The sequence below is a fragment of the Pseudomonas sp. RA_35y_Pfl2_P32 genome (assembly GCF_963970735.1).
Taxonomy (GTDB): Bacteria; Pseudomonadota; Gammaproteobacteria; order Pseudomonadales; family Pseudomonadaceae; genus Aquipseudomonas.
In genome coordinates this window covers 263,827-285,823 of sequence record NZ_CAXAQF010000001.1, presented here as the reverse complement: position 1 = coordinate 285,823, position 21,997 = coordinate 263,827, and the positions used below count along the sequence as shown (strand labels likewise).

Here is a 21,997-nt window from a genome sequence, read left to right as displayed (position 1 = left end):
GCCCTATCATTTGCGGACAATTTCAGAATTTTACAGTGAAATGACGTTTTTACTAATGGAAACGGACAGCCAGCGACGAGAGCCCGAGACACACGAAAAACGTTTACCTAGGACAACACCCGCTTTCGCGTCCCCCTGGAAGTCCGGCCCAGGAACCACCCCAATACAGGCCCTATCACCATCCCCACTAGGAGCGTCAGTACCACGACTACCGACAGGGGGATTTGCGGCCCCGCCCAGCCAAGAAACAGCAAAGACACCGACTGCTGGTTTTCTAGCACAAACAGCAGTATCGCCAGCGCCAGCAACAGGACAAAAACGCCAAGCAGTACACGCATCAAGCTACGCATAAGAGATTCCTTGGGTTGCGCAGTCTGTCAAAGCCCCTCCTCCTCTTCCTCATTCACCCGATCCCGAAGCTCTTTTCCCGGTTTGAAATGGGGAACGAACTTTCCATCCAGGCTAACCGATTGACCGGTCTTCGGGTTGCGCCCTACACGAGGCGCACGGTAGTGCAGGGAGAAGCTGCCAAAGCCACGGATCTCGATGCGATCACCGGTTGCCAGGCATTGGGACATTTGTTCAAGCATAGTCTTGATGGCCAGCTCTACATCTTTGGATGAGAGCAGCCCTTGATGGGTGACAATTCGTTCGATCAACTCCGACTTCGTCATATTTTTCCCTTCTTTTTCAAGCAGCTAGATCAGCGCTTCAAAGGTTTTAGCATGCCGAAAGGTATTTGAACAGCCCGCGCTTTGACTTATCTGCATGACCACGACCTCACGGAACAATTGGGATTTTTCAGACAACAAACCAATACTGTCCTTACAAGTTCGCAGCACCATTACCGACAAATCACCAGTATGGTACGCGTGAGGTAACCCGCTGGATTCCAACCGAACGGGTAGTCCTGATCCTCCTCCTTGATATCACTGGACCTGGCAACGACCTTATACCCCTGCGCCTTGCACTCCTTGTCTGCACGCTTGTAGCACCTCTCCCAGCCCGACCCGAGCCCTGAACAATCGATCTCGATTCCGCTTACCCCGCGCATCGCATGGGACTTCACGTTAGTGGTACAGCCTGCCAGAGCCAATACAACAAGCACGACGATAAACCTGTTCATTCGCTTCCTTAGACTGGACGATTTGCCCGACCGCTGTTTGCTTCAGGCTAAGCCTAGCCCAAATAGTGAAATGCTCCGTACAAAGAACCAGACAGCACCGCCTGGAGTTTGTTTCATTGATAACCGACACACCAATCAATCGTCGAAAACTCAAATTCCAGACACAAAAAAGGGCGACCGAAGTCACCCTTTTTAATGGTCTGACAGAACTTAGTTCTGTTTTTCCATCTGTGCACGCAACAGGTCGCCCAGAGTGGTAGGACCAGCAGCAATGTCAGAGGTCGCTGGCTTGTCGCGCAGGCTCTGGATTGCTTCTTTCTCTTCAGCATCGTCTTTCGACTTGATGGAGAGCTGGATTACGCGGCTCTTGCGGTCAACGCTGATGATCTTGGCTTCTACTTCTTCGCCTTCTTTCAGAACGTTGCGCGCGTCTTCAACGCGGTCACGGCTGATTTCGGAGGCTTTCAGAGTCGCTTCGATGTCGTCAGCCAAAGTGATGATGGCGCCTTTAGCGTCAACTTCTTTCACGATGCCTTTAACGATTGCGCCTTTGTCGTTCTCTTGAACGTACTCGGAGAACGGATCGCTTTCCAGTTGCTTGATACCCAGGGAGATGCGCTCGCGCTCTGGGTCAACCGACAGGATAACGGTGTCCAGCTCGTCGCCTTTCTTGAAGCGGCGAACGGCTTCTTCGCCCACTTCGTTCCAGGAGATGTCGGACAGGTGAACCAGGCCGTCGATGCCGCCGTCCAGACCAATGAAGATACCGAAATCGGTGATCGACTTGATGGTGCCGGAGATTTTATCGCCCTTGTTGAACTGGCCAGAGAAATCTTCCCATGGGTTAGATTTGCACTGCTTGATGCCCAGGGAGATACGACGACGCTCTTCGTCGATGTCCAGAACCATAACTTCCACTTCGTCGCCGACTTGTACGACTTTCGAAGGGTGGATGTTCTTGTTGGTCCAGTCCATTTCGGAAACGTGTACCAGGCCTTCAACGCCTTCTTCCAGCTCAGCGAAGCAGCCGTAGTCGGTCAGGTTGGTTACACGCGCGGTAACGCGAGTGCTTTCTGGGTAACGGGCTTTGATAGCAACCCATGGATCTTCGCCCAGTTGCTTCAGGCCCAGGGAAACACGATTACGCTCGCGATCGTACTTCAGAACCTTGACATCGATCTCGTCGCCAACGTTGACGATTTCCGAAGGATGCTTGATACGCTTCCAAGCCATGTCGGTAATGTGCAGCAGGCCATCGACGCCACCCAGATCGACGAATGCGCCGTAATCGGTGAGGTTCTTGACGATACCTTTGACTTGCTGGCCTTCCTGCAGGGATTCCAGCAGAGCTTCACGCTCAGCGGAGTTCTCGGCTTCGAGGACGCTACGACGGGAAACGACAACGTTGTTGCGTTTCTGGTCAAGCTTGATGACCTTGAATTCCAGCTCTTTGCCTTCCAGGTGCGTGGTGTCGCGCACAGGACGGACGTCAACCAGAGAACCTGGCAGGAACGCACGGATGCCGTTAACGTCGACAGTGAAGCCGCCTTTAACCTTACCGTTGATAACGCCCTTGACCACTTCTTCGGCTGCGAAGGCTGCTTCCAGAACAATCCAGCATTCAGCGCGCTTGGCTTTTTCACGGGACAGCTTGGTTTCACCAAAGCCGTCTTCAACCGAGTCCAGAGCAACGTGAACTTCGTCACCGACGTTGATGTTCAGTTCGCCAGCGTCGTTGTAGAACTGCTCAAGCGGGATGAGTGCTTCAGACTTCAGGCCAGCGTGAACGGTTACCCAGCGAGCTTGGTAATCGATATCAACGATAACACCGGTGATGATGGAGCCTGCCTGAAGGTTCAGGGTTTTTAGGCTTTCTTCAAAGAGTTCCGCAAAGCTTTCGCTCATTTTAATTCCTGTTGATAAGGGCGAAGAATACGCCCATCTCCACACCCCAGACGGTGTGGGTTAGTTTCATTTAAAAGAAGCGCCGCAGGACTATGACTGGTCCCCTACGGCCTTCTTGGTCACCCGGCGATATCGCGCAGGGCGATTTCGCTCATGATGCGTTCCAGCACCTGATCGATGGACAACTCCGTGGAATCCAGCTGAATCGCGTCGACCGCCGGCTTGAGCGGGGCTACCGCTCGCTGGGTGTCGCGCTCATCGCGCACACGGATCTCATCTAGCAGACTCGACAGACTAACATCCTCGCCTTTGCCCTTCAACTGCAAATATCGGCGGCGCGCCCGTTCCTCGGCGCTGGCGGTCAGAAAAATCTTCAAAGGTGCATCGGGAAAGACCACCGTGCCCATGTCGCGGCCATCGGCCACCAGCCCCGGGGCCTCCTGGAAAGCCCGCTGGCGCTGTAGCAGCGCCTCACGTACAGCCGGCAGCGCAGCCACCTGGGACGCCCCGGCACCGGCAGCTTCGGTGCGAATCGCGTCGCTGACTTCATCCCCTTCGAGAATGATGCGCTGCAACTGACCGTCGGTCGCCGCAATGAACTGCACGTCCAGATGAGCGGCGAGTTTCTTCAGCAACTCCTCGTTGGTCAGGTCGACCCCGTGGTTACGCGCAGCGAACGCCAGCAGACGGTACAACGCCCCGGAATCCAGCAGATTCCAGTTCAGGCGCCTGGCGAGCATGCCGGCAATAGTGCCTTTACCCGAACCGCTTGGCCCGTCGATGGTGATAACTGGAGCAATGTTGTTCACGACTGAGCCTCTTGGGCAACGCGGATACCGACCTGCGCGCACAACGCGAGGAAATTCGGGAAGGAGGTGGCGACGTTGGCGCAATCATGGATGCGGATCGGCGCATTGGCGCGCAGCGACGCAACACTGAAGGCCATCGCAATCCGGTGATCGCCATGACCGTGGACTTCGCCACCACCGATCTGGCCACCATCAATGATAATGCCATCCGGGGTCGGCTCGCACTTGACGCCCAGCGCCAGCAGACCGTCGGCCATGACCTGGATGCGATCCGACTCCTTGACCCGCAGCTCTTCGGCACCGCGCAGGATGGTCCGACCTTGCGCACAAGCCGCCGCCACGAACAGCACCGGGAATTCGTCGATGGCCAGCGGCACCAGCGCCTCGGGAATCTCGATGCCCTTGAGTTGAGCCGCGCGCACACGCAGGTCAGCGACAGGCTCGCCGCCGACTTCACGCTGGTTCTCCAGGGAAATGTCGGCACCCATGAGACGCAGGATATCGATCACCCCGGTGCGCGTCGGGTTGATGCCGACATGTTCCAGCACCAGTTCGGAACCTTCGGCAATCGAAGCAGCGACCAGGAAGAAGGCCGACGAAGAGATATCGCCCGGCACTTCAATGTGGGTGGCCGTCAGCTTGTGGCCGGACTCGACCGAGGCCGTTGCCCCCTCGACAGTCACCGGATAGCCGAAGCCGCGCAGCATGCGCTCGGTATGGTCACGGGTAGGCGCAGGCTCGGTGACCGTGGTCTGGCCTTCGGCGTACAGACCGGCCAATAGCAGGCAGGACTTAACCTGGGCACTGGCCATCGGCATGGTATAGGTCAGGCCCTTGAGGGCATGACCACCACGAATGATCATCGGCGGACGACCCTCGGCGGCGGTTTCGATCACGGCGCCCATTTCCCGCAGGGGATTGGCCACACGATTCATCGGACGCTTGGACAACGAGGCATCACCCGTCAGGGTGCTATCGAAGCTCTGCGCAGCCAGAAGGCCAGACAGCAGGCGCATCGAAGTGCCGGAGTTGCCCAGGTAGATCGGGCCAGGAGCCGGTTTCAAGCCATGCAGGCCCACACCGTGGATGGTCACACGACCATGGTGCGGCCCTTCGATGACCACCCCCATGTCACGGAAGGCTTGCAGAGTCGCCAGGGCGTCTTCACCCTCAAGGAAGCCTTCGACTTCGGTGACACCTTCAGCCAGGGAACCAAGCATGATCGAACGGTGGGAAATCGATTTATCGCCCGGTACACGAATCCGCCCAGTCAGGCGGCCACCAGGTTGTGCCAGGAAAATCAGGTCGTTGGAGTTCATAGCGTCCACATAGGCCCGGCGGGCCAGGATTTTACTGAAATGCTCGCGGGCAACCCGGGCGCGAGTGAATACGCCCAACAATTGGTGCCCGTCCCCTGCATCGACCGCGTCGCGCAAGGCGTCGAGGTCACTGCGAAATGTATCGAGTGTGCGCAGCACCGCTTCCCGGTTAGCGAGAAAGATGTCATGCCACATCACCGGGTCGCTACCGGCGATTCTTGTGAAATCGCGGAAGCCGCCCGCAGCGTAACGGAAGATCTCAAGATTTTCATTGCGCTTGGCCAACGAATCGACCAAACCGAACGCCAGCAGGTGCGGCAGATGGCTGGTTGCGGCCAGCACTTCATCGTGACGTTCGACCTGCATGTGCTCGACATCGGCACCCAATTCGCGCCAGAGTCGATCAACCACCGCCAGGGCAGCCGGATCGGTTTGCTCAAGCGGCGTGAGGATCACCTTGTGCCGGCGGAACAACTGGGCATTGGAAGCCTCTACCCCACTCTGCTCGGAACCGGCAATCGGGTGCCCCGGCACGAAGCGTGGCGGCATGCCGCCGAATGCCTGGGTCGCCGCTCGCACTACATTACCCTTGGCACTGCCGACATCCGTCAGGATCGCGGCGCCCAGGTCCATGCCAGCCAGCAACGCCAGAAGCTTTTCCATGGCCAGGATCGGCACTGCCAACTGGATGACGTCCGCACCGACACAGGCGCTCGCCAGGTCGTCTTCACAACGGTCGACCACCCCCAGCTCCACGGCCAGCTTGCGTGATTGCGGATCAAGATCGACACCCACCACCTCACGGCAAATGCCGCTTTCACGCAAGCCCTTGGCAAACGAACCGCCGATCAGCCCCAGGCCAACCACCACCAGGCGACCGATCAACGGCGCAGCAGGTTGCGCGGCACTGACATCAACCACGGGCCAGGACCTTGCTCAGCGCTTCGAGGAAACGGCTGTTTTCCGCCGGCAGACCGACAGTGACGCGCAGGTGATTCGGCATGCCATAGTTGGCCACCGGACGCACGATTACGCCCTCACGCAGCAAGCCCTGGAAGATCGGCGCAGCATCCTGCCCCAGATCCACACAGATGAAGTTGCCCCGGGACGGGATCCAGCCCAGCCCCAGCTCACGAAACCCCGCTTCCAACTGCTGCATGCCAGCGTCATTCAGGCGCCGGCTTTCAGCCAGGTATTCTTCGTCCCGCAAAGCGGCACAGGCGGCTGCCAGTGCCAGGCTGTTGACGTTGAAGGGCTGGCGCACGCGATTGAGCACGTCGGCCACCACCGCCGTCGACAAGCCGTAACCCACGCGCAACGCCGCCAGGCCATAGGCCTTGGAGAAGGTGCGCGATACCAGCAGGTTCGGATACGCGGCAAGGAAGTCCAGGCCATCTGGCAGGTCACTGCCCTCGGCGTACTCGATGTACGCCTCGTCCAGCACCACCAGCACCGATGCCGGCACATCCTGCAGGAACTCATCCAGCGCCTGGGCACTGAACCAGGTTCCGGTCGGGTTGTTCGGGTTGGCAATGAACACCACGCGGGTGTTGGCATCGATCGCCGCCAGCATGGCCGGCAGGTCGTGCCCCCAGTCCCTGGCCGGAATCACCCGCGCGTCAGCACCAATGGCCTGGGTGACGATTGGATAGACCGCAAAGGCGTGCTCACTGAACACCGCATTCAAGCCGGGCGCCAGATAGGCACGCGCCACCAGCTCAAGGATGTCGTTGGAGCCATTGCCCAACGTCACTTGGTTCAGTTCGACGCGGCATTGCTCAGCCAGCAGGGTCTTGAGCGCAAAGCCGTTACCGTCCGGATACCGGGTCAGCTCAGCCAGCGCTTCATGAATCGCTGCCAAGGCCTTGGGACTGGCGCCCAGCGGATTTTCATTGCTGGCCAGTTTGACGATGCTGGCCGGATCGATATCCAGCTCGCGAGCCAGTTCGTCCACGGGCTTGCCCGGAACGTAAGGCGAAAGTTGTTGCACGCCCGGCTGTGCCAGAGCGAGGAAGTCGCCACTCATTGTTAACGCCCTTAGAGAACTGCTTTGGGGTAGGAACCCAACACTTTCAGTGCCACTGCTTCCTGACTGATTTTCTCCAGCACACCCTTGACCAGCGGATCACGGTGGTGGCCGACGAAGTCGATGAAGAACACATAGGTCCACTTGCCACTGCGCGACGGACGCGTCTCGATGCGAGTCAGGTCAATGCCGTTGTCGTGGAAAGGCACCAGCAGTTCGTGCAGCGCACCTGGCTTGTTGCTCATCGAGACAATGATCGAGGTCTTGTCGTCGCCAGTCGGCGGCACTTCCTGGCTACCGATCATCAGGAAGCGCGTGGAGTTGTCCGGACGGTCTTCGATTTTCTCGGCCAGGCGCGTCAGGCCGTAAAGGCCCGCGGCCATATCGCCAGCGATTGCCGCCGAATTCCACTCACCCTTGACCCGCTTGGCCGCCTCGGCGTTGCTGGAGACCGCCACGCGCTCGACGTTCGGGTAGTGCGCGTCCAGCCACTTGCGGCACTGGGCCAAGGACTGGGCATGGGAGTAGATGCGACTGATGCTGTCGGTCTTGGTGTTTTCACCCACCAGCAAGTGGTGGTGAATCCGCAACTCGACTTCGCCACAAATGACCATGTCGTGCTCAAGGAAGCTGTCGAGGGTGTGATTGACTGCGCCTTCCGTGGAGTTTTCCACAGGCACCACGCCAAAATTCACCGCGCCGGCAGCTACTTCACGGAACACTTCGTCGATTGCCGCCATCGGCTTGCTGATCACCGCGTGACCGAAGTGCTTCATGGCGGCCGCCTGGGTGAAGGTGCCTTCAGGGCCCAGGTAAGCCACTTTCAGCGGCTGCTCGAGCGCCAGGCACGAGGACATGATTTCACGGAACAACCGCGCCATCTCTTCATTGCCCAGCGGCCCCTGGTTACGCTCCATCACGCGCTTGAGCACCTGAGCTTCACGCTCAGGACGATAGAACACCGGCACTTCGCCTTCGGCCAGCGAGGCCATCTTTACTCGCGCGACTTCCTGGGCGCAGCGGGCACGCTCACTGATCAGCTCCAGGACCTTTTCGTCCAGCGAATCAATGCGCAGGCGCAGTGCCTTGAGTTCTTGCTCAGACATTAGCCGTGTTCCTTCTCGAACTCTGCCATGTACGAAACCAGTGCGTTGACCGCAACGATGTCGACGGCGTTATAGATGGAGGCGCGCATACCGCCCACGGAGCGGTGACCTTTGAGGTTCAACAGACCCCGCTCGTCGGCACCAGCCAAAAATGGCTTGTCCAGACGATCGTCAGCCAGACGGAACGGCACGTTCATCCACGAGCGGTCGGTCCTGTTGATCGGGTTGCTGTACAGGCCACTGGCATCGATGAAGTCATACAGGGTGCGCTGCTTGACTTCGTTGAGCTTACCAATAGCTTCCACGCCGCCTTGCTCCTTGAGCCATTCGAACACCAGACCGGAGAGGTACCAGGCCAGGGTTGGCGGAGTGTTGTACATCGAGCCATTGTCGGCCGCGACCTTGTAGTCGAGCATGGTCGGGCACAGCGAGCGGGCACGACCCAGCAGGTCTTCGCGCACGATGTTGACCACAATACCGCTCGGGCCAATGTTTTTCTGGGCGCCAGCGTAGATCATGCCAAACCGCGAAACATCGATGGGACGCGACAGAATGTCCGAAGACATGTCGGCGACCAGCGGTACATCACCGGTTTCCGGCACCCAGCCAAACTCCAGGCCGCCGATGGTTTCGTTCGGTGCGTAGTGCACGTAGGCCGCGTCTTGCGACAACTGCCACTCGTTTTGTCCGGGAATTGCAAAATAGTCGTAGGGCTTGGCGGTCGCAGCAACGTTGACGTGGCCGTAACGGGAAGCCTCTTCGATAGCTTTCTGCGACCAGATACCAGTGTCGATATAGTCGGCGGTGCCGTTTTCCGGCAGCAGGTTCAGCGGAATCTGGGCAAATTGCTGGCTGGCGCCGCCTTGCAGAAATAGCACCTTGTAGTTCGAAGGGATATTCAGCAGATCACGCAGATCCTGCTCGGCCTTGGTGGCAATGGACACGAACTCATCACTGCGATGACTCATTTCCATGACGGAGAGGCCCTTGCCGTGCCAATCCAGGAGTTCACCCTGGGCACGTTGCAGGACAGCTTCGGGAAGTGCCGCCGGACCGGCACAGAAGTTATAGGCTCTCTTGCTCACATCCAATCTCGCTCTGATTTGGTGGTATCACACATTTATAGTGGGCGATCGCCACTCACATGGCTGAGCAGCGATCAACTGCAGGAGCGAGCTTGCTCGCGAAAAACCTGAGGACGCCGCGTTTAATCAGGAAACCCGCGTCATCGTTAACGTCCATCGCGAGCAAGCTCGCTCCTACAGGGTCATCAATTTTCCATAGGGACAAACAACAAGGGGGCGAATTTTCATCCGCCCCCTGTTTATCCGCTTACTCTTGCGGCTCTTCGTCAGCGGCGGCGTCAAGTTGCTGATCGTCAACCACGTCGTCGATCACGACTTCGCCGTCGAATACCGCGCCCTCTTCACCTTCCAGCTCGTCACCTTCGACTTCCGACGGCTCCTGAACCCGCTCCAGGCCCACCAGCGTTTCGTCGCTGGCCAGCTTGATCAGGGTCACACCCTGGGTGTTACGCCCCAGACTCGACACTTCGTCGACACGGGTACGCACCAAGGTGCCCTGGTCGGAAATCAGCATGATCTCCTCACCGTCGAGCACCTGCACGGCCCCTACCAGGCGGCCGTTGCGGTCGTTGCTGACCATGGCGATCACACCCTGGCCGCCACGCTTGTACTCCGGGAACTCGCTGATGGCGGTACGCTTGCCGTAGCCACGTGCCGAAGCGGTGAGGATCTGGCTGCCTTCTTCCGGGATCAGCATGGAAATCAGCTTCTGCCCTTCCGGCAGGCGCATGCCGCGCACACCGCGCGCGGTACGACCCATGGCACGTACATCGGACTCTTTGAAGCGAGTGACCTTGCCGCCATCGGAGAACAGCATGACCTCACGCTCGCCATCGGTGATGGCTGCGGAAATCAGCACATCGCCTTCGTCCAGCTCCAGCGCGATCAGGCCGACGCTGCGTTGACGGCTGAAGGATTCCAGCGGGGTCTTCTTCACGGTGCCCTTGGCGGTCGCCATGAAGATGAAGTGACCTTCGGTGTATTCCTCGACCGGCAGCATGGTGGTGATGTACTCATCACTGTCCAGCGGCAGCAGGTTGACCAGCGGACGCCCACGGGCGGCGCGGGAAGCTTCCGGAATTTCGTAGGTTTTCAGCCAGTACACTTTGCCCTTGCTGGAGAACAGCAGCAGCGTGGTATGGCTGTTGGCAACCAGCAGGTGAGCGATGTAGTCCTCATCCTTGACGCCCGTCGCCGACTTGCCTTTGCCGCCACGACGCTGGGCCTGGTACGCAGCCAATGGCTGGGTCTTGGCGTAGCCACCGTGGGAAATGGTCACGACGCGCTCTTCTTCCGGGATCATGTCACCCAGGGTCAAGTCGAGACGGGCATCGAGAATTTCGGTGCGACGCACATCGCCGTATTCGGCGCGGATCACTTCCAGCTCTTCGCGGATCACTTCCATCAGGCGCGTGGCGCTGTTGAGGATGCGGATCAGCTCGCCGATCTGGTTGAGGATCTCTTGATACTCGGCCAGCAGCTTTTCGTGCTCCAGGCCAGTTAGGCGATGCAGACGCAGTTCCAGAATGGCTTGCGCCTGTTCCGGCGACAGGAAGTACTTGCCTTCGCGCAGGCCATACTGCGGATCCAGGGTCTCTGGACGGCACGAATCAGCACCGGCACGCTCGACCATCGCCACCACGGCAGAGGATTCCCAGGCCGTGCTGATCAGCGCTTCCTTGGCTTCCGATGGCGTTGGCGAGGCCTTGATCAGGGCGATGACCGGGTCGATGTTCGACAGGGCTACGGCCTGGCCTTCCAGGATGTGGCCACGCTCGCGGGCTTTACGCAGCTCGAACACGGTACGACGGGTCACGACTTCGCGACGGTGACGCACGAAGGCTTCCAGCAGATCCTTGAGATTGAGGATCCGTGGACGGCCATCGATCAGCGCCACGATGTTGATACCGAACACTGCCTGCAGCTGGGTCTGGGCGTAGAGGTTGTTGAGAATCACCTCTGGCACTTCGCCACGGCGCAACTCGATCACGACCCGCATACCGTCCTTGTCGGACTCGTCGCGCAGTTCGGTGATGCCTTCCAGCTTCTTCTCTTTGACCAGCTCGGCGATCTTCTCGATCAGGCGCGCCTTGTTCAACTGGTAAGGCAGTTCGGTGATGACGATCTGCTGGCGACCACCGACCTTGTCGATGTCTTCGATCGTCGAGCGGGCACGCATGTAAATGCGCCCGCGACCGGTACGGTAGGCCTCGATGATGCCGGCGCGACCGTTGATGATCGCAGCGGTCGGGAAGTCCGGACCCGGGATGTATTGCATCAGCTCGTCGACAGTCAGCTCGGGATTGTCGATGAGCGCCAGGCAACCGTCGATGACTTCACCGAGGTTGTGCGGCGGAATGTTGGTCGCCATGCCCACGGCGATACCGCTGGAGCCGTTGACCAGCAGGTTGGGAATACGGGTCGGCATGACCGCCGGGATCATTTCGGTGCCGTCGTAGTTCGGCACCCAGTCCACGGTTTCCTTGTGCAGGTCAGCCAGCAGCTCGTGCGCCAGCTTGGTCATGCGCACTTCGGTGTATCGCATCGCAGCGGCGTTGTCGCCGTCGACCGAACCGAAGTTGCCCTGGCCGTCGACCAGCAGGTAACGCAGCGAGAATGGCTGCGCCATCCGAACGATGGTGTCGTACACCGCGGTATCACCGTGGGGGTGATACTTACCGATCACGTCACCGACAACACGGGCAGATTTCTTGTACGGCTTGTTGAAGTCGTTACCCAGCTCGCTCATAGCGAACAGCACACGCCGATGCACGGGCTTCAAGCCATCGCGCGCATCAGGCAGTGCCCGCCCGACAATTACGCTCATCGCGTAGTCGAGGTAGGACTGCTTCAGCTCGTCTTCGATATTGACCGGGAGGATTTCTTTGGCCAGTTCGCCCATGAGAAGCCTGATTCCTTTTTCTGGTGAAACTTCGTCACATCCAGATGGGACGAACGAAGCTCGCCGCTGCAGGCTGAGTGCCATGCACCGACTTACGACAAATCAACGAGTTATGCCATGGATCTGCGCAGTAAAGGTTACCCCGCGGGGCGACCTTGGAAACCGCCGGATGTTATCACAAGAGCCGCCACGCACCTATCCCCCTGATGCGCATGGAGCATAGTTAGTTGACCGATGACAGGCTTGAAGGGGACGAGAGAAGCTCAGAGGCTTATCGAATGCTGATTCGAGGCTCGATTAAAGGCTGGCTTGTCGATTTACGCGCGAACCTGTGGGAGCGTGCCTGCTCGCGATAGCCAGCGCACAGCCACCCGAGCTCATCAATGCAGGCGCTTGCGGCACATCAATTGCGCCATCTTCGCGGTATCCGGCCGCTCGACCAGGCCTTTTTCGGTGATGATGGCATCGATCAAGTCCGCTGGCGTGACGTCGAACACCGGATTGAAGGCCTCGACACCCTCGCCGATCCGCCGGCCGCCCACCTCGAGCAACTCACCGGCATCACGCTCTTCAAGAACGATGTCTTCACCGCTGGCCAGGTTCATGTCGATGGTCGAACTCGACGCCACCACCATGAAGCGCACGCCGTGGTGCATGGCGTTGACCGCCAGTTGGTAGGTACCGATCTGACTAGCGACATCGCCATTGGCGGCGATCCGGTCGGCACCGATAATCACCCAGGTAATGCCCTTGGTCTTCATGATGTGGGCGGCGGCGGCATCGGCGTTGACGGACACCGGGATGCCTTCGTTGGCCAGTTCCCAGGCAGTCAGGCGCGAGCCTTGCAGCCAGGGCCGGGTTTCGTCGGCGTAGACCCGCTCGACCATGCCCTCCAGGAACGCCCCGCGAATCACCCCCAGTGCCGTGCCGAAACCGCCCGTGGCCAACGCACCAGCGTTGCCATGGGTGAGGATGGTCTGCGCGTTGCCCTGATGCTTGCGAATCAGGTCGACGCCCAACTGGGCGATGGTCAGGTTGGCTTCACGATCACTTTCATGGATCGCCTGGGCTTCGGCTTCGAGCACGGCCAAGGGATGGGCGTGATTCTTGAGCCGTGCCAGGCGTTCGCGCATGCGCCCCAGGGCCCAGGACAGATTCGCTGCGGTCGGACGAGACTCGGCCAGCAGGGCAAAATCCTCCTCCAGCGCCGCCTGCCAATCCCCACCTGCGGCAAACCGGGCACGCGCGGCCAGCACCATGCCATAGGCGGCGCTGATGCCGATGGCCGGAGCGCCGCGCACCACCATGCCACGAATGGCCTCGGCCACCTGCGCCGCAGTGGTATAAGCCATCCAGCGCTCCTCGAACGGCAGCAGACGCTGGTCCAGCAGGTACAGGGCGCCGTCTCGCCAATCGATGGCCTTCACCTTCTCAGCAGCCAACAGTCGATCGCGCATCCCTCACCCCGTACTCATGAACAAAAGCCGTCGATTATAGCGATCCCCCCGCGAAGACGCTCGGGTATACTTCGCCATCCTTTACAAAAGCACTGGACCGAATCCTCGATGCCGAACCCTGTTGCTGCGCTCGACCTCCTCTTGCTGCCGACCTGGCTGGTGCCTGTCGAACCGGCGGGCGTGGTGCTCAAAGAGCATGGCCTGGGGATCCGCGACGGGCGAATTGCCTTCATCGGTCCGCGCAGCGCTGCACTCAAACTCGCGGCCCGCGAGGTCAGGGAGTTGCCAGGCATGCTGCTCAGCCCCGGGCTGATCAACGCCCACGGGCATGCCGCAATGACCCTGTTCCGCGGCCTGGCCGATGACTTGCCGCTGATGACCTGGCTCGAACAGCACATCTGGCCGGCCGAGGGTAAGTGGGTCGATGAAGCCTTCGTACGCGACGGCATGGACCTGGCCATCGCCGAGCAGATCAAAGGTGGCATCACCTGCTTCTCGGACATGTACTTCTACCCCAAAGTTGCCAGTGAGCGCGTACATAACAGCGGCATACGGGCCCAGATCGCGATTCCGATCCTCGACTTCCCGATTCCCGGCGCCAGCAGTGCCGATGAGGCGATCCGCCAGGGCATCGAACTGCTCGGCGACCTCAAGCACCATCCCCGCCTCAAAATCGCCTTCGGCCCCCATGCACCCTACACCGTTGGCGATGAAAACCTGGAGAAAGTCCGGATGATCGCCGAGGAGCTGGACGCCGCCATTCACATGCACGTTCACGAAACCGCGATCGAAGTGCAGCAGGCGCTGGAAAAACACGGCGAGCGGCCATTGGCCCGCCTGGCACGCCTGGGCCTGCTGGGGCCGCGCTTCCAGGCAGTGCACATGACCCAGATCAGCGAAGACGACCTGGCATTGCTGGTAGAAAGCAACAGCAGCGTGATTCATTGCCCGGAATCGAACCTGAAGCTGGCCAGCGGCTTCTGCCCGGTGGAGCGTTTGTGGCAGGCCGGGGTCAACGTAGCGATCGGCACCGATGGCGCCGCCAGCAACAATGACCTGGACCTGCTGGGTGAAACCCGCACCGCCGCTCTGCTGGCGAAGGCCGTTGCCGGCTCCGCCAGCGCCCTGGACGCCCATCGCGCCCTGCGCATGGCGACCCTCAACGGCGCCCGCGCCCTGGGCCAGGAGCAACAGATTGGTTCGCTGGAAGTCGGCAAATTTGCCGACCTGGTGGCCTTCGACCTGTCCGGCCTGGCCCAGCAACCGGTCTACGACCCGGTATCGCAACTGATCTATGCCACCGGCCGGGACTGCGTTAAACACCTTTGGGTCGCCGGCAAGCAATTGCTCGACGACCGGCGCCTGACGCGCCTCGATGAACAACAGCTGTGCGCCACGGCCAACGCCTGGGGCCAACGCATCAGCGGCCACACCGAATAGAACGAACCCTTGAGCTGAACCTCAAGGCTGACAGCAAACTATTTCAGATTCAGAGGATTACCCATGAGCAACGTCGACCACGCTGAAATCGCCAAATTCGAGGCCCTGGCCCATCGCTGGTGGGACCGCGAAAGCGAGTTCAAGCCCCTCCACGACATCAACCCACTGCGGGTCAACTGGATTGACGAACGCGTCAAACTGGCGGGCAAGAAGGTCCTGGACGTCGGCTGTGGTGGCGGCATCCTCAGCGAATCCATGGCACAGCGCGGCGCCACCGTGATGGGCATCGACATGGGCGAAGCGCCCCTGGCGGTCGCCCAGTTGCATCAGTTGGAGTCCGGGGTGAGCGTGGAATATCGGCAGATCACTGCCGAAGCCCTGGCCGAAGAAATGCCCGAGCAGTTCGACGTGGTTACCTGCCTGGAAATGCTCGAGCATGTGCCCGACCCCTCGTCGGTGATCCGCGCCTGCTTCCGCATGGTCAAGCCTGGCGGCCAGGTGTTCTTCTCCACCATCAACCGCAACCCGAAGGCCTACCTGTTCGCCATCGTCGGCGCTGAATACATCATGAAGCTGCTGCCGCGCGGCACCCACGACTTCAAGAAATTCATCCGCCCTTCCGAACTGGGCGCCTGGAGCCGTGCAGCCGGCCTGACCGTCAAGGACATCATCGGCCTGACCTACAACCCGCTGACCAAGCATTACAAGCTGGCCGCCGACGTTGACGTCAACTACATGATCCAGACCCTGCGCGAGGAGTAAGCCCATGGTTATCAGAGCAGTTCTCTTCGACATGGACGGCACCCTGCTCGACACCGCGCCGGACTTCATCGCCATCTGCCAGGACATGCTGGCCGAGCGCGGGCTGCCCGCGATCCTGGACACACGCATCCGCGACGAGATTTCCGGCGGGGCCAAGGCCATGGTCGCCGCAACCTTCATGATGGACCCGCAGGCGCCGGGCTTCGAGGCGCTGCGCCTGGAGTTCCTGGAACGCTACCTCAAGGGCTGTGCAGTCCACAGCAAACTGTTCGACGGCATGGCCGAACTCCTGGCCGACATCGAGAAGGCCAATCTGATCTGGGGCGTAGTGACCAACAAGCCGCTGCGTTTTGCCGAGCCGATCATGCAGCAACTGGGGCTGGCCGAGCGCTCGGCCCTGCTGATCTGTCCGGACCACGTGAAGAACAGCAAGCCCGACCCGGAACCGTTGATCCTGGCGTGCAAGATGCTCGACCTCGACCCGGCCAGCGTCCTGTTCGTCGGCGACGACCTGCGCGACATCGAGTCCGGACGCGATGCCGGCACCCGCACCGCCGCGGTGACCTACGGCTACATTCACCCAGACGACAACCCGCGACACTGGGGTGCGGACGTGGTAGTGGATCACCCGCTGGAGTTGCGCAAGGTGCTCGATAGCGCGGTGTGCAGCTGCTAAGCAGGCATCTATGGCAACGCGCCCGCGCCTGACCTGAAGAATTTTTGTAGAGGTTTTTTATGTTTGATTACTCCGCTCGTCCTGAATTGCTCAAGGACCGGGTCATCCTGGTCACCGGTGCCGGCCGCGGGATCGGCGCAGCCACCGCGAAAACCTACGCCGCTCACGGTGCCACTGTGCTGTTGCTGGGCAAGACCGAAGCCAACCTGACCCAGGTCTACGACGAGATCGAAGCCGCCGGCCACCCACAACCTGCGGTGATCCCGTTCAACCTGGAAACCGCCCTGCCGCACCAGTACGACGAACTGGCGGCGATGATCGAGACTGAATTCGGCCGCCTGGACGGCTTGCTGCACAACGCCTCGATCATTGGACCACGCACGCCGATCGAGCAGTTGTCCGGCGAAAACTTCATGCGCGTGATGCAAGTCAACGTCAACGCCATGTTCATGCTGACCAGCACCTTGCTGCCCCTGCTCAAACTGTCCCAGGACGCCTCGGTGATCTTCACCTCCAGCAGTGTCGGTCGTAAGGGTCGTGCGTACTGGGGCGCTTATGGCGTCTCGAAGTTCGCCACCGAGGGCCTGATGCAGACCCTGGCCGATGAAGTCGACACGGTCGCACCGGTCCGCGCCAACAGCATCAACCCGGGCGCCACCCGCACCAGCATGCGCGCCCAGGCCTACCCCGGGGAAAACCCGAACAACAACCCGACCCCGGAAGAAATCATGCCGGTCTACCTGTACCTGATGGGGCCGGACAGCAGCGGCATCAACGGCCAGGCGTTCGACGCCCAGTAAGTTGGCGCCATAGCCTGCCGCGACGGCTTCCCGTCGCGGCATGGCCAGGCCGGGGCCGCCCCTCTGCGACGTTGAGTCAAACAACTGTCAGATTGACCGTCAGCATGGTTCACCTAGCGACCCAACAGATTGATTGCATTCGGTTTTTCTTGAAAATGAACCGATGGCACGTATTTCGCTCTAAATCTGCATCAAACACGCTGTAACCCAGCTTGTCAGACAGCATTCCTGCTTGGGGACACACGCCATATGAAATCTCCGACCCAGACCCACGCAATTGATTTTGATAGCGCCAAATTGCAACGCCTGGGTTTTGGCCAAATCCCGCCCCTGCTGGAACGCCCTGCGAGCCTCAGCCAGTTGCGCCAGCAAATGGCCCTGCAACTGCAAACCAGCCTTGAACCGCAACGCATCCTCGGCCTGTTTTTTCGCGAAGTTCAGCGCCTCGTCCCGCTGGACGCCCTGCACTATCGACACGAGTCCAGCGAATTGCGCCTGGAGCTCGGTCAGCGTGGCCACCACTCGGTGAGCTACAGCCTCAGCCACCAGGGCGAGCACCTGGGTGAACTGGTGTTCCGGCGCAATCAGCGCTTCAGTGAGCAGGAGCAGACCAACCTCGAAGCCTTGCTGGTGCCGTTGTTGTTCCCGATGCGCAACGCCCTGCTGTATCGAGTGGCCACCCAAAGCGCGCTGCGCGATCCCCTGACCGGCACCGGCAACCGCATCGCCATGGATCAGACCCTGGAACGGGAAATCCACATGGCCCGGCGTCACCAACAGCCCTTGTCCCTGTTGATGCTGGATATCGACCACTTCAAGCGCGTCAATGACCGCCACGGCCACAGCGCCGGCGACCACGTGCTCAAGGCCGTCGCCACATCGATCAAGAGCCAGCTGCGCAACGTCGATATGGTCTTTCGTTTCGGCGGCGAAGAATTCCTGATCCTGCTCTCCAATACCAGCCGCGAGGCCGCGGCCATGGTCGGCGAACGCCTGCGATACAGTTCACAGGTGGCGGATTACCGGGTAGAGGGCAAGCAAATCGAGCTGACCGTCAGCCTTGGCTGTTCGACCCTGCTCCCCGCAGAATCGGCTGACAGCTTGCTGCGACGCGCTGACAGTGCGCTGTACGTGGCCAAGCGAGAGGGGCGGAACCGGCTGGCGATGGCAGGTTAACCGCCCCTTCACCCCGACGTGAGAACGTCGGGGTCGCTACGCAACCCAACGCAGGCTGCGCCAGCGGCTACAGGGCCCTAACGGTCAGCCTTCGGCCATCGCCATGCGCCCACGGACTACGCTGGGCTTGTGGACGTATTCCAGTTGCAGGCAACGCTCCAGGAACAGGTACATATAGTCGTAGCTTTTGCACACGGCTTGGCGCAGCTCTTGCTGCAGCGCCTTGCTGGGATTGAGGCCGGCGAGCGTACACATGATCTCCAGCGCCTCCCATGGATGAGCATCATCGTACTGCGCGTGCATTTTCAGCCACTTCATGGCGCGCTTGCGCTCCTCATCGGCAAAGGATGCCGCATAGATCCCATTGGAGCAGACCAGCGCCGACCACTCCCCGGTCGCGCCCTCGATCGCATAGTTGGTGGCGGCGATGGCCACGATCAGCGAGTCGGACGAACTGGTATGCCAGCACCAATGGCTCAACGCATGGAGCTCCGGCGCCACCTGTTGCGCCTGCAAGTCTTCCAGGCTGACGCCATGGGCGCGACTCCAATGCAGCCAATAGTCGGCATGGTTGAGTTCAACTCGGATATTGCGCATCAACCAGCGACGCGCCATGTCTTCGCCCGGGTGCCGGGCAAAACGGGTCTTGGTCAAGTTCTGCGCCATATACAGCGCAAACTGCTCCACCACGGGCCAACCACCAATCAAGTACTGGCGCATGGTCCTGGCGCTGAGTCGGTTATCACGCATACGGTGGTAAAGTTCATGTTCGACCACCCGGCGTTTACTCTCGCTGCAGGCCTGGATCAGTTGCTGAGCCCAGACGGGATAACTTGCAGCTTCCATAAGCGGGCCGGTTCTATTGAATGCATCGATCACTGTCGTACTCCTTTTGATTGTGATGGTTACGGATCGACAGAGAACTTCAACGGAACGTGCCGGGCGCCTTGAACAACAACGGCAGAGGTCGACTCGGCCGACAGATCAGGCTGTCAGTGGTAAACAACTGCGGACGTTCTATATTGTAACCCTGAGCATAATCCACGCCGATTTCCAGCAAGGCCTGCTCGATCTGCGGGGTTTCAACAAATTCGGCAATTGTGCGCTTACCCATGACATGACCAATGTGGTTGATCACTTCGACCATTGCACGGTTAATCGGGTCATCCAGCATATCCCTGACGAAACTTCCGTCGATCTTCAGAAAGTCTACAGGTAAGTGTTTCAGATACGCGAACGATGACATTCCGGCACAAAAATCATCCAAGGAAAAGTAGCAACCCAAGCCCTTGAGTTCATTAATAAATTTAATTGCACTGGATAAATTTGAAATGGCACTGGTTTCAGTAATTTCAAAACAAATCATTTCAGGCGGAATACCGTAAATAACAAACTGCTGGCGCAAGAAGATTAAAAACGCGTCATCGCCAATAGTATTACCTGACAGATTAATCGCACACATCGCCATCGGCGCTTCATGTTGTTGGGCCATACACTGGGCAATGATCTTGAATACATTCTCGACTACCCAGCGATCCAGGGAAGTCATCAAGCCATAACGCTCGGCAGCGGGAATGAAACTATTGGGCAATATCATTCGCCCGGCTTCGTCATGCAGTCGCAGCAGGATTTCGACATGCCCGCCCCCTGTCTCGACGTGCCCCAGGGTGGCGATTTCCTGGGAGTACAAACAGAAGCGGTTTTCTTCAAGGGCCATGTGCAAGCGCTGCACCCAGGCCATTTCGCCAAACCGTAGCGACAACTCCGAGTCGTCGACATGATACAGCTGCACGCGGTTACGGCCCTTCTCCTTGGCCATGTAGCACGCCATGTCCGCGGCCCGCAGCAAGGCTTCCAGGGTCGCCGGATTCTGTGCCACGTGCACCAGGCCAATACTGACAGTGGTCACGAATGGCCGGCCTTTCCAGACAAAGTGCAGGTTTTGTACGGTCTGGCGCAGGGTTTCGGCAATTTTCTCCGAAGACTCGGGTGCGCAATTCTCCAGGAGTATGCCGAACTCGTCGCCCCCCAACCGAGCCAGGGTATCGCCCTCGCGCAGTCCCGACTGCAACAAGGCACAGATGTGTCGTAGCAACTCATCGCCGGCAGCGTGCCCACAGGTGTCATTGACCAGCTTGAATTGATCGAGGTCGAGGAACATCAGCGCATGCCGCCCCGGTTGGCGCGTCAGGTTATGCAGCGCCTGCTCCAAACGAAACTCAAATTCGCGGCGGTTGGCCAGGCCAGTCAAGGTGTCGTGGGTCGCCTGCCAGGAGAGGTTGGCGATGTATTGCCGCTCCTGGGTCATGTCGTGCAACACCAGCACTGTGCCACTGACCTTGCCGGCCGTGTGAATCGGCGATCCCACCAGGGTCACCGACACCGTACTGCCGTCCAGGCGCTGGATCAGCTTGGCGTGCTCACTGCTACCACTGAGCTGCCCACTGAGGATGTGCTCGATCAGGGTAAACCCATCGGCCTGGGCGTTTTCATCCAGCAAATTGAACAACGCCGCCAGCGGTTGGCCTACTGCCTGTCCGGCCTTCCAGTGGGTCAGTGCTTCGGCCGCCGGGTTCATGTAGGTGATGGCGCCTTCCACATCGGTGGTGATCACGCCGTCGCCAATGGACTGCAAGGTAATTTGCGCGCGTTCTTTTTCCAGTTGCAGGGCATCGGCAAAGGCGTGGCGCTGGGCCAGCAATTTGTGGGTCCGCAACAAGGCCAGGGCAATCAGGCCGAGTGCGGTCGCCAGGTTTGTGAACAACAGCCACCGCAAAATCACCCGCGACCCCTCGCCCAGGGCATCGCTGAAGGCCTTGGCGGCGGGAGTTACACCTTCATTGATGGCAAATATCTGCGCCTTCCAGCGCGCCATGTCCACTTCGGTCGCCTGGTTATGAGTGATGCGCTCACGCATGTCCTGGGCGACATTGTCCAGCTGGACCAGGTAGGCATCACCCTCAATCCAACGATCGATCGCGATTTGCAGATAGCTGAAATGGCGAAAATTCAGGTAGAGCCAGATCAGGCTCGGCACGTCGTCCGGGTGGTTGCCCCCCTTGATAATGCCCCGTCGGGCCGCTTCCAGGTCCGGGGGCTCGCGATCCAGGGCAACCCGCAGCTCATGGCCACCTTCAGGCACCGTCATGGCCTGCTGGTATTTTCGGAATATGGACTCGTCGCGGTTGTCGACGTAGAGATTGAGGTAGTAGATCGCGTCTTTCTGGCTCTTGGACCACAGGCTCTCGCCCCCCACATAGCCGCGAACCGCCGACAGCGTATAGAGGCTGACACCCCCGAGCAGGGCCTGAAATACCACGACGGCAATAAACGGCCAGACGATGCCCAGCAGCCGAGGTGTCCCGAGCGTCCTTTTTTGCTTCATGAGGTCCCTTGCGTTAGCACTGC

At 59.7% G+C, this 21,997-nt stretch carries 18 protein-coding genes; 5 read left to right on the top strand and 13 right to left on the bottom strand.

What is annotated here, in order from left to right; translation table 11 throughout:
• Positions 1–107: 107 nt before the first annotated feature.
• The 11 genes from AACY45_RS01370 to mtnA all read right to left on the bottom strand — a co-directional run bounded on the left by AACY45_RS01370 (position 108) and on the right by mtnA (position 13,735).
• On the bottom strand, positions 108–350 hold the full coding sequence (locus tag AACY45_RS01370; protein WP_339543792.1) for a lipopolysaccharide assembly protein LapA domain-containing protein: 243 nt from the start codon (positions 348–350) through the stop codon (positions 108–110).
• 27 nt (positions 351–377) lie between these two features.
• Positions 378–674 carry an integration host factor subunit beta gene (gene ihfB / locus AACY45_RS01365; protein WP_007899751.1) on the bottom strand — a complete coding sequence of 99 codons (297 nt, stop codon included), beginning with the start codon at positions 672–674 and terminating at the stop codon, positions 378–380.
• Positions 675–844: 170 nt separating this feature from the next.
• On the bottom strand, positions 845–1,126 hold the full coding sequence (locus tag AACY45_RS01360; RefSeq protein WP_339543791.1) for a hypothetical protein: 282 nt from the start codon (positions 1,124–1,126) through the stop codon (positions 845–847).
• A gap of 210 nt (positions 1,127–1,336) precedes the next feature.
• Positions 1,337–3,031, bottom strand: coding sequence for a 30S ribosomal protein S1 (gene rpsA / locus AACY45_RS01355; RefSeq protein ID WP_014337228.1), 1,695 nt, complete (start codon positions 3,029–3,031; stop codon positions 1,337–1,339).
• Positions 3,032–3,150: 119 nt separating this feature from the next.
• On the bottom strand, positions 3,151–3,840 hold the full coding sequence (cmk, locus tag AACY45_RS01350; RefSeq protein ID WP_159997356.1) for a (d)CMP kinase: 690 nt from the start codon (positions 3,838–3,840) through the stop codon (positions 3,151–3,153).
• The gene (locus AACY45_RS01345; RefSeq protein WP_339543918.1) at positions 3,837–6,044 is read right to left on the bottom strand and encodes a bifunctional prephenate dehydrogenase/3-phosphoshikimate 1-carboxyvinyltransferase; all 2,208 of its coding nucleotides are present in this window, start codon (positions 6,042–6,044) and stop codon (positions 3,837–3,839) included. Before AACY45_RS01345 ends, cmk begins: the two co-directional genes overlap by 4 nt.
• 28 nt (positions 6,045–6,072) lie before the next feature.
• The gene (hisC, locus tag AACY45_RS01340) at positions 6,073–7,185 is read right to left on the bottom strand and encodes a histidinol-phosphate transaminase (protein WP_339543790.1); all 1,113 of its coding nucleotides are present in this window, start codon (positions 7,183–7,185) and stop codon (positions 6,073–6,075) included.
• Between the two features lie 11 nt (positions 7,186–7,196).
• Positions 7,197–8,291, bottom strand: a complete 1,095-nt coding sequence (pheA, locus tag AACY45_RS01335) for a prephenate dehydratase (RefSeq protein ID WP_017129662.1) — start codon at positions 8,289–8,291, stop codon at positions 7,197–7,199.
• Entirely contained in the window at positions 8,291–9,376 is a 1,086-nt protein-coding gene (gene serC / locus AACY45_RS01330; protein WP_339543789.1) for a 3-phosphoserine/phosphohydroxythreonine transaminase, read from the bottom strand. The genes pheA and serC overlap by 1 nt, the downstream gene beginning before the upstream one ends.
• Before the next feature lie 247 nt (positions 9,377–9,623).
• The gene (gyrA, locus tag AACY45_RS01325; protein ID WP_339543788.1) at positions 9,624–12,278 is read right to left on the bottom strand and encodes a DNA gyrase subunit A; all 2,655 of its coding nucleotides are present in this window, start codon (positions 12,276–12,278) and stop codon (positions 9,624–9,626) included.
• A gap of 380 nt (positions 12,279–12,658) precedes the next feature.
• On the bottom strand, positions 12,659–13,735 hold the full coding sequence (mtnA, locus tag AACY45_RS01320) for an S-methyl-5-thioribose-1-phosphate isomerase (protein ID WP_339543787.1): 1,077 nt from the start codon (positions 13,733–13,735) through the stop codon (positions 12,659–12,661).
• A 108-nt stretch (positions 13,736–13,843) separates the two neighbouring features.
• Between mtnA and AACY45_RS01315 the strand changes: the two genes are divergently transcribed.
• The 5 genes from AACY45_RS01315 (at position 13,844) to AACY45_RS01295 (ending at position 18,589) form a co-directional block, all read left to right on the top strand.
• Positions 13,844–15,175, top strand: a complete 1,332-nt coding sequence (locus AACY45_RS01315; RefSeq protein WP_339543786.1) for a TRZ/ATZ family hydrolase — start codon at positions 13,844–13,846, stop codon at positions 15,173–15,175.
• Positions 15,176–15,238: 63 nt separating this feature from the next.
• Positions 15,239–15,937 carry a bifunctional 2-polyprenyl-6-hydroxyphenol methylase/3-demethylubiquinol 3-O-methyltransferase UbiG gene (ubiG, locus tag AACY45_RS01310; RefSeq protein ID WP_182341636.1) on the top strand — a complete coding sequence of 233 codons (699 nt, stop codon included), beginning with the start codon at positions 15,239–15,241 and terminating at the stop codon, positions 15,935–15,937.
• Between the two features lie 4 nt (positions 15,938–15,941).
• Positions 15,942–16,613 (top strand): N-acetylmuramic acid 6-phosphate phosphatase MupP, encoded by a 672-nt coding sequence (mupP, locus tag AACY45_RS01305; protein WP_339543785.1) that lies wholly within the window; start codon positions 15,942–15,944, stop codon positions 16,611–16,613.
• Positions 16,614–16,672: 59 nt separating this feature from the next.
• Positions 16,673–17,413: a YciK family oxidoreductase gene (locus AACY45_RS01300; RefSeq protein ID WP_339543784.1), complete on the top strand. Its 741-nt coding sequence runs from the start codon at positions 16,673–16,675 to the stop codon at positions 17,411–17,413.
• Positions 17,414–17,662: 249 nt separating this feature from the next.
• The gene (locus AACY45_RS01295) at positions 17,663–18,589 is read left to right on the top strand and encodes a GGDEF domain-containing protein (RefSeq protein WP_339543783.1); all 927 of its coding nucleotides are present in this window, start codon (positions 17,663–17,665) and stop codon (positions 18,587–18,589) included.
• An 84-nt stretch (positions 18,590–18,673) separates the two neighbouring features.
• Here AACY45_RS01295 and AACY45_RS01290 read toward each other — a convergent pair whose 3' ends face one another.
• Together AACY45_RS01290 and AACY45_RS01285 are read right to left on the bottom strand one after the other, a co-directional pair.
• Positions 18,674–19,435 (bottom strand): TenA family transcriptional regulator, encoded by a 762-nt coding sequence (locus AACY45_RS01290; protein ID WP_445261151.1) that lies wholly within the window; start codon positions 19,433–19,435, stop codon positions 18,674–18,676.
• Between the two features lie 79 nt (positions 19,436–19,514).
• Entirely contained in the window at positions 19,515–21,974 is a 2,460-nt protein-coding gene (locus tag AACY45_RS01285; RefSeq protein ID WP_339543781.1) for an EAL domain-containing protein, read from the bottom strand.
• Positions 21,975–21,997: the final 23 nt, after the last annotated feature.